Source organism: Bradyrhizobium sp. LTSP885, from assembly GCF_000938305.1.
GTDB lineage: Bacteria > Pseudomonadota > Alphaproteobacteria > Rhizobiales > Xanthobacteraceae > Bradyrhizobium.
Genome location: NZ_JYMT01000017.1, coordinates 1 through 13,008 on the forward strand (window position 1 = coordinate 1; position 13,008 = coordinate 13,008).

Sequence of the window (13,008 nt, forward strand, 5' to 3'; positions counted from 1 at the left end):
TTACGTCTGGGAGGCTCGCGCAGATGTCGTTGGAGAGCGAGGCTGGCTCTGCGCAGACGCGCGATTGTGGGCTGGGGAATGATGGCTTGGAGCAGGGAGGCGATGAGCTGACGGAGCAGGCGCCATGCTGCAGGTCTGGTTAGGCGGCTTCGGCCAAGCGGGGAGAGTCCTCGAGTTCGTCGACAAGCGGCTCGAGCAGAAGAATGATCAGCAGGTGAGCGAGGATATGGGGTCTGGCAGACCGCTCGTCAGTTCCTGGAGGTCCTTTCAAGCCAATCAGGCTCTTCAGCCGCTTGAAGCCGAGTTCGATCCGCCATCGCAGCCGGTAAAGGGCAAGCAGATCAGCGGTTGTGAAGTCCTCGGGCTTGAGCGAGGTCACCAGGATCACCCAATCCGCAGCATCAAGCGTTTGCCTGGAGAGACGATGGCCTCCCTTCTGAGCCGTCCTGCGTGCCTTGCGCCGTGCAGCCTGAGCCGCATCTGCAGGTTTCTTGACGGCAACCAAACGCACAGCAAGCGGTGCTCCACCAGACTTGCGTTTTACCCAGATCGGCCGGTCGATGATGCCGCGTGCCGCGGCCTTGCGCAGTTCGGCGACGAGATCGATCAGATTGCCTTTGCGATCCAGCCAACAAGCGCTCTTCCAGCCCGAGCGGATCACGAAGTCCGCACCGGCCTCGACCAGATACGCCATGCGCTCCGGCTGCAGATAGGCGCGGTCGGCAAGACGGATCTCGCCGGCAATCAGCGGGATCCGGTCCAGCGTCTCGCCCGCGCGTTCGTCGGTCAGCTCGAAGTGACCAAAACGTTCTTGCGGAAGATCGAACGCACTGTGGATGCGCCACACCGCATTCTTCTGCCTGCCGCCGGTTCCAGCTTTTGGGACCGTCGTGGCGTCAACGATGCGGATCAGTCGACCGCGGCTTGCCTTCGGCGCACCGCTCGCAAGTGCCCGGCCTATCAGCTGTGCAAGCCAATCCCCGGACTGACGCAGCCGGTATAACAGAGCCACGTTGGAGATATCGACAAGGCCCACCGAAGTCGCCCATGCCGCCGTCAACCGCAGACCTCTCGTGCCCAGGCAATACGCAAGGATCAGCCGCAGCAGATCGACTGCATTGCTGATCTCGCGCGGGCGAACAAACGCCTTCGTCTCCCGCGCGCCAGCCTCCAGAGCCTCAGCTCCGCCCAGCCGCGAAACAACACGCGCCCAGTCTTCGTTCACAAGCGATTCGTTTCTCATCTCTTCTTGGAATCACACGTAAATCCAACGCGCAAATCCTATTTTAGCGCCTATGGGCCTTCGCCGGGACGACAAGGGAATTACTCCGCCGCCTGCTGCGCCACCGTAGGCTGCGTGCCGGCCACCGTGGCGCGGCGCATGTCGCGGGGCTGCGATTGATCGTAGCGGCGCACCCGGTGCATGGTCTGGCGGTTGTCCCACATCACGAGGTCATGCACCGTCCATTTGTGCGTGTAGACGAACTCCGGCTGGGTGGCGTGCTCGGTGAGATCGCGCAGCAACAGCCGGCCCTCCGGCATGCTCGTGCCCCTGATGGCGCCGGCATGCGACGACAGATACAGCGACTTGCGGCCGTGCACCGGATGGGTTCGCACCAGGCGCTGCAGCACCGGCTTGAACATCTCCTTCTCCTCGTCGGTATAGTCGAGGAAGCCGAGCGAGCCGCGCGAACACATCAGCGAATGTTCGCAGATCATCTCCTCGATCTCGGCCTTGGTCTCGTCGTCGAGCGCATCATAGGCCGCGCGCATGTCGGCGAATTCCGTGTTGCCGCCCTTCGGGTTCACAATGCGTGCCGACAGCAGCGAGAATTTGGCCGGGATCGGGCGGAACGAACTGTCGGAGTGCCACAGGCAGTTACCGAGATTGAACAGATGGGTGCGATGATCCTTCGGCAGCGGCTTGCCGTCCTTGCCGAGATTGGAAACATCGTTCAGCCCGGAGGAGAGACGGTAGTCTTCCTTCTTGGTCACGGTGCCGCCGCGGGATTTTTCGCGCTCGCCGAAATTCAGCGCAAACGCCATTTGCTGCTCGTCCGTGATGTCCTGGCCGTGGAATACCAGCACGGCGTATTTGTCCATGCCGGCCTCGATGTCTTCAGCTTCCTGCATGGTCAACGGCTTGCGCAGATCGACGCCGGAGACTTCGCCGACGAAATGTTTGTGAAGCTGCCGGATCAGGACCGTCATGGCATATCTCCCCGTAGCGCGGCGGGCGGTTTCTCCCGCTTCGTTTGAGGGAAGGCTACTCTCGACGCGCGGCCTGTCAACGCTCGAGCGCGGAACGCGGATCAGGCATTCCGTGCCATCAACCCGCCGTCCACCGGAATGACGGCCCCGGTCAGGAAGGATGCGGCGGGCAGGCACAGGCTGAGCGTCATATGCGCGACCTCTTCCGGATCGCCGTAACGTCCGAGCGCGGTGCGGCGCCTGGCGTAGATCGTCTTGTGCTCTTCCGAGATGCGATCGGTGATCGCGGTGCGGATCGGTCCCGGGCAGATGCAGTTCACGGTGATGCCGTCGCGGCCGAGCTCGACGGCGAGCGAGCGCGTCAGCCCGGCGACGCCGGCCTTCGCCGCGGAATAGGGGCTGTGCAATGCGGTCGCGCCGAGCGCCTCGGTGGAGGCGATGTTGACGATGCGCGGCGATTTCGACTTGCGCAAATAAGGGAGAGCGGCGCGGATGATGCGCGGATGCGCCGTCAGCATCACCGCGATGCCCTTCGCCCATGCGTCCTCATAACCGGGATCGTCGATCGGCACGCGCACCGAGATGCCGGCATTGTTGACGATGATGTCGAGCCCGCCGAAATGCGCGGCGACGCCGTTGACGACCTTGATGATGGCGTCGCGATCGGCGACATCAAGCACCCAGGCCTTTGCGGAGCCGCCGCTCGCAGCGATCTCCTTCGCCACCGCTTGCGTGCCCTCGACGCTCAGATCGGTGACGGCGACATTGGCGCCCTCATCGGCGAACACGCGCGCGGTGGCACGGCCCATGCCGCTGGCCGCGCCGGTGACGAGAACGGTGAGGCCCTTCACCGAGCGGCTGAGCTGTTTGAAATCGGTCATGACGGACCTCGCGGACGAATGCGTCGTTGTGAGACCGACAACGCTGGCACCGATCCGCGGACAGGTCAAACCGATGACCTGATTCGGGCGATCTTGCAGCGCATTAACGCAAGTTCGACGTTGGTTTTTTGGGAATGATCATGCTCAATCAGAAGAAGAGCAAACGAGAGGACCGCGCGATGAACGAGCTCGATTTCTCAGGCAAGCAAATGTTGGTGGTCGGCGGCTCCAGCGGCATCGGCAACGGCATCGCACAGGCATTTCGCGCCAAGGGTGCGCGCGTGAGCGTCTGCGGCACCCGCGCCAGCGCGAGCGATTATTCCGCCGAGGACGGCTCGCATCTCGATGGACTCGCTTATGCGCAACTCGACGTCAGCGATCAGCAGGCGATCGCGCAGTTCAAGCCGTCGTTCGACCGGCTTGATGTCCTGGTGCTGGCGCAAGGCGCGGTGATTTACCGCCGCGGGGAATTCGAGATGGATGGCTTCCGCAAGGTGATGGAGGTCAATCTGATGAGCCTGATGGCCTGTGCGACCAAATTCCATCCGATGCTGAGCGCCGCAAAAGGCTCGCTGATCATCGTCAGCTCGACTGCGGCCTATCATTCCACCATGGGCAATCCGGCCTACAACGCCTCGAAGACCGGTGCGGTAGGTCTAACCCGCACGCTCGGCGAGGCCTGGGCCGAGAACGGCATCCGCGTCAACGGCATCGCGCCCGGCCTCGTCGACACCAAGATGACCAGGGTGACGACATCAAATCCAAAACGCCTCGAGGGCGCGCTCGAGCGCATTCCGCTGAGGCGCCTCGGCACGCCCGCCGACATGGCCGGCGCCGCGCTGTTTCTGGCCTCGCCGCTGTCGTCCTACATCGTCGGCCAGACCATCGTCGTCGACGGCGGACTGATATTGTAACGCAGGAACTTGCGCGCCGTTCGCCGGTTACCTCACCGACAGTTCAGGGAGCAATCGTGATGGACAAGGATCGGATTTACGGTTCGGCGAAGGAATTCGCCGGCAAGGTCGAGGGTGCCGCGGGCGACGTGACAGGTGATGCCAATACACAGGCCTCGGGTCGCGTGCGCGAGGCGGCCGGCGCGGTGCAGGATCTCTACGGCCAGGCCAAGGATGCTGCGCGCGACGCGGCTGATACCGCAGTCAACTATGCGAAGGACGCCTACGACAATCGTGGCGAGAGCGTGCGCAGCGGGCAGAAGGCGATGGCCAAGACCGTGCAGGACAATCCGCTCGGCTCACTGCTGCTCGCCGGCGGCATCGGCTTCGCGCTTGCGTTGCTGATGACCCGCCAGCCGCGCCGCCCGCCGCAGCGCTGGCGCTATTACGGCTGAGACGGCTGCTGACAATTGTACGCCGTCATTGCGAGCCAACGGGGCGCGCATTCGCGCGACCCGTTGGCTCGCAATGACGTGGAGTAAGCGCCGCTTCCCTATTGCACGGCGTTACCCGGCACCGACGCGGCGCGGCCGACATTGGCCGGCGGGCGCGGCGGGCCCGGTGCTCGCGGCGGCGGGGTCACCAGCGGCCGTTGCTGCGGCGAACCGAATCCGAAGAAGTCACGGATCGACGGCTGCGACGGCGGCTGTGTCTGGGCCGGGCGGAACACCCGCTTCGGCGCCGGCTTTTGCGGCGCCGTGATGATGCTGCCGTCGGGTGCGATCGCCGTGGTCGAGGGCGGCGGATTCGCCGGCGCCGTTGGCGTGGTTGCGGCGACCGGCACGTCACCCTTGGCCTGTTCGCGGCCGATCTCGCGGCGTGGCCAGGCGAAATCGTCGGCGCGGCCGGCGGGCGGCGCCAGCGGCTCTCCCTTCACCAGCGTCCGCGCGGCGAGCGCATCGACCGCAGCGGGCCGCGAGCCCGGGCCGCCGAGCAGCTGATCGGTGCCGACCGAGGAGGCGACCAGCGGCAGGATAGGCCCGGCGAGTGGACGCGGCGCGGGTTTGCCGGGTTCGGCGCTGGCGTCGGGCGTTGCGGGTTCGCTCGGCAGCGCGATCGGGCCGGAGCGCGCCGCGAGCAGGCGCGATACTTCGCGCTCGACATAATGCGCAAGCTTGCGCGCGCCGTACTTGGTGAAGAACACGCCGTCCTTGGTTCGCAGCGGGCGGGGCTGGCCTTCGAAGTCCGGACCCTTCAGCACGAAGCGGCCGGCATCATCGACGAAGCCGTCCCAGACGTCGACATAGGTGATGCCGGCCTTGCGGGCGGCGTCGCGATACAGTGCATCCAGGAACAGCATGTCCGCCGTTCCCTTCTGTCCGTAGATCGCGGGAAGGCCGACCCACAGCACCGGCACGCCCTTGCTCTTCAGCACATTGATCATCTCCTCGATCTTCTTGCTGTAGAGTTCGACCCAGCGGTCGTCGCGGAACTCGTAGACGCCGTTCGGCGTGCGTGCGGCCTTGTCGGGCGAACCGAGCTGCGGCGTGTCGCTGTCGGCGGCATCGTCCGGCGACAGTTCGGTGTCGACCGGCTTATCGTCAGGCTTCGCCGCGGTATCGGGCTTGGCGTCACCGGGCTTCGCGTCCGGCTTGGTATCGGTCTTGGCATCGGGCTTGGCATCGGTTTTGGCGCGCGCGTCTTTTTTGTCGTCCTTCTTGTCGACCTTCTTTTCCACGACCGGTTCGCGCATCGCGATGCGGTCGTTGAGGCCGAGCATGACGACGATCGCATCGGGGGTCTCGGTGGCGAGAATGCCCTTGGCGGCCGCGGCCCAGTCCGCTGGATCGCCCTTGGGCTGATAGCGGATCAGGCCCGACACCGTCTTGCTCTTGCGGAGCACGCCCATGTCGGGCTGGTCGGAATAGGCATCCTCGAGGCCGTAGGCGAGCCAGTCGGCCATGGCGTCGCCGAGCACCAGCACGTTGCGCTCCGCCACGGTGTCGCGTTTTGCCGGCGCCGGTGCGCGCGAAAAATCCTCACGCGGCCGCTGCGGTTGCTGTTGCTGCTGCTGGAACGGCTGGAAGAAGTCGCCGCCGAACCAGCCGCCGCGCTCGCGCTGCGGCGCTTGTCGTTGCGGAGGCGGATTGCCGAAGCCCGGGAAGTTGAAGAACTGCGCCGAGGCAGGCCCTGCGATGCCAACCAGCAATACGACCGCAACCGTCAGCGCGATCAGCGGGCCGGTTTCGGTGAACACGCGCAGAAAGGATTTCGGCTTCGGCATTGGGTTCGGTCGCAATGGTCTGGAAGTGCCCAACATACTAGCGGAATCGGGCCGCACGCGGGCAGCTTTTCCACCATAAATCGGGCTCGCCCGGCCGTCGTCAAGGCGCCAGCCAGATTGCTGGTTTCAGGGTTACTTTCGGGGGGCGTTGTAGCCCGGATGGAGCGAAGCGCAATCCGGGAACAGATCAGCCGCTCGGCGAGAAACCCCGGATTTCGCTGCGCTTCATCCGGGCTACCGGGGCCACCTACCGCCCCCGCAACCGTTCCAGTACCTCGGCGGAGGCAAATCCGTCCGCTGGCGTCCCGATCGACGCCTGGAAGCCGCGCAGCGCCTCCCGGGTCTGGCCGCCGAGCTGGCCGTCGGGCGTGCCCTTGTAGAAGCCGCGCTGGACCAGCAGCTGCTGCAGTTCCAGCCGTTCGGCGCGCGACAGCACCCGTTCCTGGCGCGGCCAGGGCTGCACGAAGGGAGGCTCGCCGCGCAACCGGTCAGCGAAATGGCCGATCGCGAGCGCATAGGCCTCGGCCGGGTTGTATTTCATGATCACCCGGAAATTCTGCAGCATCAGGAAGCCCGGGCCTTGGGCCCCGGCCGGTGCCAGCAGATAGGCTTTCTCGGACGACCGCGGGAACGGCTGGTTGTTGGCGCGCTTGACGCCCAGATGCTCCCATTGCGACAGCGGCATCGCCTTGGCGCGGTCGGCCAGCATGTAGTCGAAGCCCTGGGGGACGACGACCTCGTAGCCCCAGCTCGCGCCGTTCTGCCAGCCGTCTTTCTTCAGATTGTTCGCGGTCGAGGCAATCAGGTCGCTCGCATTGTCGACCACGTCGCGGCGGCCGTCGCCGTCGCCATCGACAGCGTAGCGCTTGAACGCGGTCGGCATGAACTGGGTCGGGCCGAAGGCGCCGGCCCAGGAGCCGCGCATCTGTTCGGGCTGCAAATCGCCGCGGTTGAGGATCTCCAGCGCCGACAGGAACTCGTCCTTGAAATAGGCCTGGCGGCGGCCGACGCAGGCGAGTGTCGCGGTCGATTGCACCACGCTGCGGTCGCCCATCTGGGTCGAATAGTTCGACTCGATGCCCCAGATCGCCGCAATAATGTAACGGTCGACGCCATAGGCCTTCTCGGCGGCGTCGAATTGCGGCTTGTACTTGGCGAGGATCTCGCGGCCCTTGGCCAGGCGATTATCGTTCACGAGGATGTCGAGATAGTCCCAGATCGCCTTGGTGAATTCGGGCTGCGAATCCATCAGGTCCATGATGCGCAGGTCGGGCGTGAGGCCTGTGGTGAAGCGCTGGAAATTCTCCTGGCTGATGTTGCGCCGTGCGGCATCGGCCACATCGCCGCGACGCAGTTTTGAAAGTTCGCCGCCGCCTGACGGATCGCGTCGGCGGTCATCAGCGGATGGCCGGAGGCGCCGTCCTCGCCGCTCCAGGGCGGCGCCGCGCCGTCGGATCCGGTCGCAGCCTGCGGCGGCGGGCTCGACTTCGAAAAGATACTGTCGATCAGGTTGGTCAGCCCGTTGCCCGATGATTGGGCCAGGGCCTTGCCGGGCACCACAAGGGCCCCGCCTGACACCAGAAGTGCCAGCGCGAGAATGACCGTGCCGGCCCGGTTGGACGTCGCTGATGCCATCGTGTGCCCGCCTTGGAATGTCCGTGTCAGAAGGCCTCGTTACGGTTTCCAATAGCTTAACAAAGGCGGGATTTTGGAGGCGACAGCATCATGCGATCGGACCTCCATCACCCGAGTGCTCCCTCAGACTGGCCAACACGTCTTCGGCGTTTTCAAAACAGTCGCCGCCGGGCGGCAAGGCTTCAATCCGGGCGATCACTGCGCTGAGGCCGGAATGCGTCGCGGAGAGCCGCTGCTGGAGCGTTTCGATATCAATCATCTTGCCCTTGAGGGCGGCCAGCAGATTGTCGCGGCTCCAGTCTGCCTCGCCGTGGGGCGGTAGCAGGTTCCGGATCTCGTCGAGTGAAAATCCAGCCTGTTGGGCGACAACGATCATTTCCAGCAGTTGCCGGGTGCCGCGCGAGTACTGCCGATAGCCGTTCAAACCCCTGTCGATCGACCCAATCAGACCTTGCTGCTCGTAGTAGCGGATGCGCGAAGGTGCCAGGCCGGCCTCCTTGGCCAATTCTCCGATCCTCATGCTGACGCTCCGAGTTTATCCTTGACCTTAAAGTTAAGTTTAATCTTATGGTGCGGCCCGTCAACCGAAAGGCGCGGCCATGTCACCATTTGAATCGCTCACTTTGCCCAATGGAACCATTGTTCCCAATCGCATCGCCAAGGCGGCGATGGAGGAGAACATGGCTGACGCGGAGCATCTGCCCTCGGCGGAACTTCTCCGCCTCTATCAGGCATGGGCGGACGGCGGCGTCGGTCTGATCATCACCGGCAACGTCATGATCGATCGCCGCGCCATGACCGGTCCCGGCGGCGTCGTACTGGAGGACGGGGTCCGGCTCGAGGCCTTTCGCAACTGGGCGCGTACCGGCCGGGCCAGGGGCGCCCAAATGTGGCTGCAGCTCAATCACCCTGGCCGGCAGATGATGAAGAACCTTGGCCAGGAAGCCCGGGCGCCGTCGGCGGTGTCGCTCGACTTGGGCAAGCATTCGAAGCTGTTTGCGACACCAAAGGCGATGACCGAGCAGGACATCGACGAGGTCATCACGCGTTTCGCTGATGCGGCGAAGCTGGGAGAGCAAGCGGGTTTCTCCGGCGTCCAGATTCACGCGGCGCATGGCTATCTGATCAGCCAGTTCCTGTCGCCGCTCTCGAACCGGCGCACCGACCGCTGGGGCGGGTCGCTGGAGAACCGGGCGCGGATTTTGATCGAAACGGTGAAGGCCGTTCGTGCTGTCGTGTCGCCGGGCTTTTCGGTTGCGGTCAAGCTGAACTCGGCCGACTTCCAGCGCGGTGGCTTCGATGCAGCCGATGCGAAGAGTGTCGTCGCGATGCTGAATGCGCTGCCTGTCGATCTGGTGGAACTTTCCGGTGGCAGCTACGAGGCACCGGCGATGCAGGGCGTCACCCGCGACGGCCGCACGCTGGCGCGAGAGGCCTACTTCCTCGAATTCGCGCGCGACATCGCAGCGGTCGCGAGGATGCCGGTGATGGTTACCGGCGGCATCCGTCGCATCGGGATCGTGCAGCAGGTTCTCGACAGCGGCGTTGCGATCGCGGGCATCGGGACCGCACTGGCAATCAAGCCGGATTTGCCGATCGCCTGGCGTAATGGCGAGGACCCGCGGCCAGACGTCGCGCCGATCACCTGGAAGAGCAAGCCGCTCGCCTCGCTCGCCATGATGGCCGTCATCAAATTCCAGTTCAGGCGGTTGAGCCGGGGCCGCAAGCCTAATCCCGGCGTTTCGCCGCTCAGGGCGTTGCTGCTCACCCAGTTGCGGACTGCATCGCTCACCCGCAAGTACCGTCGCTGGATGGCGTCATCAGCCGTTGTTGCTATCCCTGAGGATTCGCCGGCCTCATCGCGAACTAACGCGCGTGTCGTTCGGACGTCATGATAGCGGCGGGCGGAACGCTGGCTACGAAATAGGCGTGTTTGCTGATCACACATCCGCCTTTGTTCTCGGCTGCAAAACGGTTACCAAGGTGCGGTTCATTCGCTCATTCGCACCGTCCCATCCGTTTTCAAGGCTTCCGATCATCCCATGAAAATCCGCAAAGCCGTTTTTCCCGTCGCCGGTCTCGGGACCCGCGTGCTGCCCGCCACCAAGGCGATGCCGAAGGAGATGCTGACCATCGTCGACAAGCCCTTGATCCAGTACGTGGTCGACGAAGCGAGGGAGGCCGGCATCGAGCACTTCGTGTTTGTCACCGGCCGCAACAAGGGCGTGATCGAGGATCATTTCGACCGCATGTTCGAGCTCGACGCCACGCTGGCGGCGCGTGGCAAGAAGGCCGAACAGGAGATCCTGGCGCAGAGCCAGCCCGAAGCCGGCGCGATGAGCTTCACCCGGCAGCAGGCGCCGCTCGGGCTCGGGCACGCGGTCTGGTGCGCGCGCGACATCATCGGCAACGAACCCTTCGCGGTGGTGCTGCCGGACGAGCTGGTGCTCAACACGCCGGGCTGTCTCAAGCAGATGATCGAGGCGGCAGCAAAGCTCGGCGACAAGTCGAATGTCATCGCCGTCGAGCCGGTGCCCGACCATCTCACCCATCAATATGGCATCTGCGGCGTCGGCAAGCGCACCGGCAAGATCTTCGAGGTCGACGGCATGGTGGAGAAGCCGCCAAAGGGCACCGCGCCCTCCAATCTCTCGATCACCGGCCGCTACATCCTGCAGCCGGAAATCTTCAAGATCCTGGAGACGCAGGAGCGCGGCGCCGGTGGCGAGATTCAGCTCACCGACGCGATGATCGGCCTGGCCAAGTCGCAGAAATTCCACGGCGTCGAGTTCGAAGGCGAGCGCCACGACTGCGGCTCCAAGGCCGGCTTCCTCCGCGCCAACATCGCCTTCGGCCTCAAGCGCCCCGAGCTGCGCGACGGGTTGATCGCGGAGATGAAGAAGTATCTGGGGGAGTGAGGCCTTCGCGGTAGTCATTGTTTCGGTTCGTTCGCAATGACGGCGTTTGGCGTTCGATCGCGCCACAAATTCGGGGTCGTCCCGGCGAAAGCCGGGATCCATAACCACCAAAATTTGTTGATGTGCGATGCTGGGGCCACAGCTCGCTTCAACTACGCAACCCTGTGGTTATGGGTCCCGGGTCAAGCCCGGGACGACAACGCGGTGAGAGCTGAGACCTAATCTCACGCCACCAGCGAAAACTTCGGCCCGCTTGCGAGCACCGACTGGTTGCGACCGTTGGCCTTGGCGGCGTAGAGCGCCCTGTCGGCGGCTAAGACGAGGTCGGCCCATGACTGGCCGAGACCCGGCCGCATGCTGGCGATGCCGACGCTTACCGTCGTGGTGATATCGCCCTCGCACCATTGCTCGACCTTGAGACGAATGGCCTCGGCGATGTTGAATGCGTCGACCGCGCTGGTTGCGGGCAGCAGCACAGCGAACTCCTCGCCGCCGAAACGTGCGGCACATTCGCCGGCGCGGCGCACCGCATCCGAAATGCAGATCGCAATCCCGACCAGCACCTGGTCGCCGGCCTGGTGGCCATAGGTGTCGTTGTAAGCCTTGAAATGATCGGCATCGATCATCAACAGCGCGACCGGCTGGCCCTGCCGCGCGGCGCGGCGCCACTCGACGTCGATCTCGGCGTCGAACTTGCGGCGGTTCCTCAGACCGGTGAGCGCGTCGGTCGTCGCCATCTCCTCGAGCCTTTCCTCCGCGGCGGCGCGGCGGCCGATCTCGCGGGCGAGGAACAGCGCCGTCGAGAGCACGAACATGATCAGCGCCGCCATGATGGCGCCGATCCGGATCGCTTCGGTGCGCCAGAGGTTGAAGATGTTCTCCAGCGGCTTGCCGACCACGACGAACAGCGGGCTCGCGCCGCCGCGCCTGACATAAAGCCGTGGCGTTGCGTCCACCGGACCCTTGCCGGCAAACGAGCCTCCTTCCTTGAGGTTCTCCGACCTCCAGGTGTTTTGCTCCGCGAGATTCTTGCCGATGACGTCGAGGTCGAACGGCGTCCGCATGATGATGGTGCGGTCGTGGCGCAGCACGGTGATGGTGTCGCCCGGCGCGAGGTTCAGCCGTCCGAACAAATCGTGGAAATAGCTGAATCGAATCGAGCCGACCACGACGCCGAGGAAGCGGCCGTCTTCGCCCGTGATGCGCCGGCTCAGCACGATGGCGTAGGCGCCGCGATGCAGCATCGGGCGGCTGATGAACAGGCCGACATTGGGATTGTCGCGGTGAACGGTGAAATAATCCTCGTCGCTGCGGTTTTCCGGGCGCGGATCGAGGCTGGCGGCGTCGATGGTCAAATTGCCGCCTGCGTCGAACACCTGGATCGCGCCGAAATGCTGGGCGGTCGCGGCGTGATCGAACAGGATCAGATGGAGCAGTTCCTTCTTGACGCTATTGAGTTCCGGCATCACCAGATTGCTGGTGACCGCACGCAGCGACAGGTCGTAGAGCTCGATGTTGCGGCTGATGTCGGCGTCGATGCCTGACGCCAGATTCTCCAGCGTCTGGCGGGCAAGCTCCTCCTCGCCGCGGCGCATGTCGAACATCACGCTGGCGCAGATTGCGGAGAAGCCGATGACGGTCGCGACCGACGAGGCGATCAGCAGCTTTGCCGATAGCCGCCAGCGCCGTCTTGTGTCTTTTCCCCGCCGAAGTGGCATGTCCCGCTCCAAAGCGCTGTCATGCATCGGGAAATCTTGTTGTCGCCTTAAGTGACGACAGCAGCCGCCGAATGGGTTAACGGGTGGTTGCCGGAATCCTGAATCTTGTCATCGAGGGCCCCCTTGAACGACTACGACCCGCTGCGGGACTATCTGAAGAAGCAGCATCTTCCCGAATTCGTGCTGACCTTCGAGGAGATCGAAGCGATTATCGATGCGGCGCTGCCGCGCGCCGCGCATCGCGCGTCGTGGTGGGAGACCCAGCGCAGCCCGCAGGAGAAGATGCCGCAACGCGAAGCCTGCCTCGACGGCGGCTACATCGCGACGCGCCAGGCGGACGGCAAGAGCGTCAAGTTCAAAAAAATGCCGCAGCCGCGCTAGCTCAAGCGTGATGAGGCAGGGATAGCAGCCGCTGCGAAAGTGCGCTCCCTCGCCCCGTTCTTACGGGGAGAGGGGTGGGGTGAGGGG

Annotated in this window: 11 protein-coding genes and 1 pseudogene; 5 read left to right on the forward strand and 7 right to left on the reverse strand. The window is 64.4% G+C overall.

The features are described 5' to 3' along the window. Positions 1-139 precede the first annotated feature (139 nt). From UP09_RS10540 to UP09_RS10550, 3 genes are all read right to left on the reverse strand, one after another. A complete protein-coding gene (locus UP09_RS10540; protein WP_044535962.1) occupies positions 140-1,243 on the reverse strand; it encodes an IS4 family transposase in 1,104 nt (367 codons plus the stop codon). 80 nt (positions 1,244-1,323) lie between these two features. Continuing rightward, a complete protein-coding gene (locus tag UP09_RS10545; RefSeq protein ID WP_044538087.1) occupies positions 1,324-2,211 on the reverse strand; it encodes a TauD/TfdA dioxygenase family protein in 888 nt (295 codons plus the stop codon). A 101-nt stretch (positions 2,212-2,312) separates the two neighbouring features. After that, positions 2,313-3,092: an SDR family NAD(P)-dependent oxidoreductase gene (locus UP09_RS10550; protein ID WP_044538088.1), complete on the reverse strand. Its 780-nt coding sequence runs from the start codon at positions 3,090-3,092 to the stop codon at positions 2,313-2,315. 179 nt (positions 3,093-3,271) lie between these two features. Here UP09_RS10550 and UP09_RS10555 point away from each other — a divergent pair, with 179 nt between their 5' ends. Beyond that, a complete protein-coding gene (locus UP09_RS10555) occupies positions 3,272-4,006 on the forward strand; it encodes an SDR family NAD(P)-dependent oxidoreductase (RefSeq protein ID WP_044538224.1) in 735 nt (244 codons plus the stop codon). 59 nt (positions 4,007-4,065) lie between these two features. Then, entirely contained in the window at positions 4,066-4,440 is a 375-nt protein-coding gene (locus tag UP09_RS10560; RefSeq protein WP_044538089.1) for a CsbD family protein, read from the forward strand. Positions 4,441-4,538: 98 nt separating this feature from the next. Here the strand turns inward: UP09_RS10560 and UP09_RS10565 are convergent, their stop codons facing one another. The 3 genes and pseudogenes from UP09_RS10565 to UP09_RS10575 form a co-directional block, all read right to left on the reverse strand. After that, the gene (locus tag UP09_RS10565; protein WP_044538090.1) at positions 4,539-6,269 is read right to left on the reverse strand and encodes an SGNH/GDSL hydrolase family protein; all 1,731 of its coding nucleotides are present in this window, start codon (positions 6,267-6,269) and stop codon (positions 4,539-4,541) included. 247 nt (positions 6,270-6,516) lie between these two features. Then, positions 6,517-7,904 (reverse strand): annotated as a pseudogene (locus UP09_RS10570) (lytic murein transglycosylase). A gap of 88 nt (positions 7,905-7,992) precedes the next feature. Then, positions 7,993-8,424, reverse strand: coding sequence for a MerR family transcriptional regulator (locus UP09_RS10575; protein ID WP_044538091.1), 432 nt, complete (start codon positions 8,422-8,424; stop codon positions 7,993-7,995). 79 nt (positions 8,425-8,503) lie between these two features. Here UP09_RS10575 and UP09_RS10580 point away from each other — a divergent pair, with 79 nt between their 5' ends. Next, entirely contained in the window at positions 8,504-9,799 is a 1,296-nt protein-coding gene (locus UP09_RS10580) for an NADH:flavin oxidoreductase/NADH oxidase family protein (protein WP_082070085.1), read from the forward strand. A gap of 147 nt (positions 9,800-9,946) precedes the next feature. Further along, positions 9,947-10,822: a UTP--glucose-1-phosphate uridylyltransferase GalU gene (gene galU / locus UP09_RS10585; RefSeq protein WP_044538092.1), complete on the forward strand. Its 876-nt coding sequence runs from the start codon at positions 9,947-9,949 to the stop codon at positions 10,820-10,822. Between the two features lie 224 nt (positions 10,823-11,046). On the opposite strand, the gene UP09_RS10595 is transcribed toward galU, so the two are convergent. Then, complete coding sequence (locus UP09_RS10595; protein ID WP_044538226.1) at positions 11,047-12,540, reverse strand: sensor domain-containing diguanylate cyclase; 1,494 nt, start codon at positions 12,538-12,540, stop codon at positions 11,047-11,049. Positions 12,541-12,663: 123 nt separating this feature from the next. Here UP09_RS10595 and UP09_RS10600 point away from each other — a divergent pair, with 123 nt between their 5' ends. After that, on the forward strand, positions 12,664-12,921 hold the full coding sequence (locus tag UP09_RS10600; protein ID WP_044538094.1) for a DUF7662 domain-containing protein: 258 nt from the start codon (positions 12,664-12,666) through the stop codon (positions 12,919-12,921). The last annotated feature ends 87 nt before the right edge of the window (positions 12,922-13,008 follow it).

What these genes read in the sequence shown, in the direction of transcription:
- UP09_RS10540 (WP_044535962.1), bottom strand. Translation starts at nt 1,243, where the DNA reads ATGAGAAACGAATCGCTTGTGAACGAAGACTGGGCGCGTGTTGTTTCG.
- UP09_RS10545 (WP_044538087.1), bottom strand. Translation starts at nt 2,211, where the DNA reads ATGACGGTCCTGATCCGGCAGCTTCACAAACATTTCGTCGGCGAAGTC.
- UP09_RS10550 (WP_044538088.1), bottom strand. Translation starts at nt 3,092, where the DNA reads ATGACCGATTTCAAACAGCTCAGCCGCTCGGTGAAGGGCCTCACCGTT.
- UP09_RS10555 (WP_044538224.1), top strand. Translation starts at nt 3,272, where the DNA reads ATGAACGAGCTCGATTTCTCAGGCAAGCAAATGTTGGTGGTCGGCGGC.
- UP09_RS10560 (WP_044538089.1), top strand. Translation starts at nt 4,066, where the DNA reads ATGGACAAGGATCGGATTTACGGTTCGGCGAAGGAATTCGCCGGCAAG.
- UP09_RS10565 (WP_044538090.1), bottom strand. Translation starts at nt 6,269, where the DNA reads ATGCCGAAGCCGAAATCCTTTCTGCGCGTGTTCACCGAAACCGGCCCG.
- UP09_RS10575 (WP_044538091.1), bottom strand. Translation starts at nt 8,424, where the DNA reads ATGAGGATCGGAGAATTGGCCAAGGAGGCCGGCCTGGCACCTTCGCGC.
- UP09_RS10580 (WP_082070085.1), top strand. Translation starts at nt 8,504, where the DNA reads ATGTCACCATTTGAATCGCTCACTTTGCCCAATGGAACCATTGTTCCC.
- galU (WP_044538092.1), top strand. Translation starts at nt 9,947, where the DNA reads ATGAAAATCCGCAAAGCCGTTTTTCCCGTCGCCGGTCTCGGGACCCGC.
- UP09_RS10595 (WP_044538226.1), bottom strand. Translation starts at nt 12,540, where the DNA reads ATGCCACTTCGGCGGGGAAAAGACACAAGACGGCGCTGGCGGCTATCG.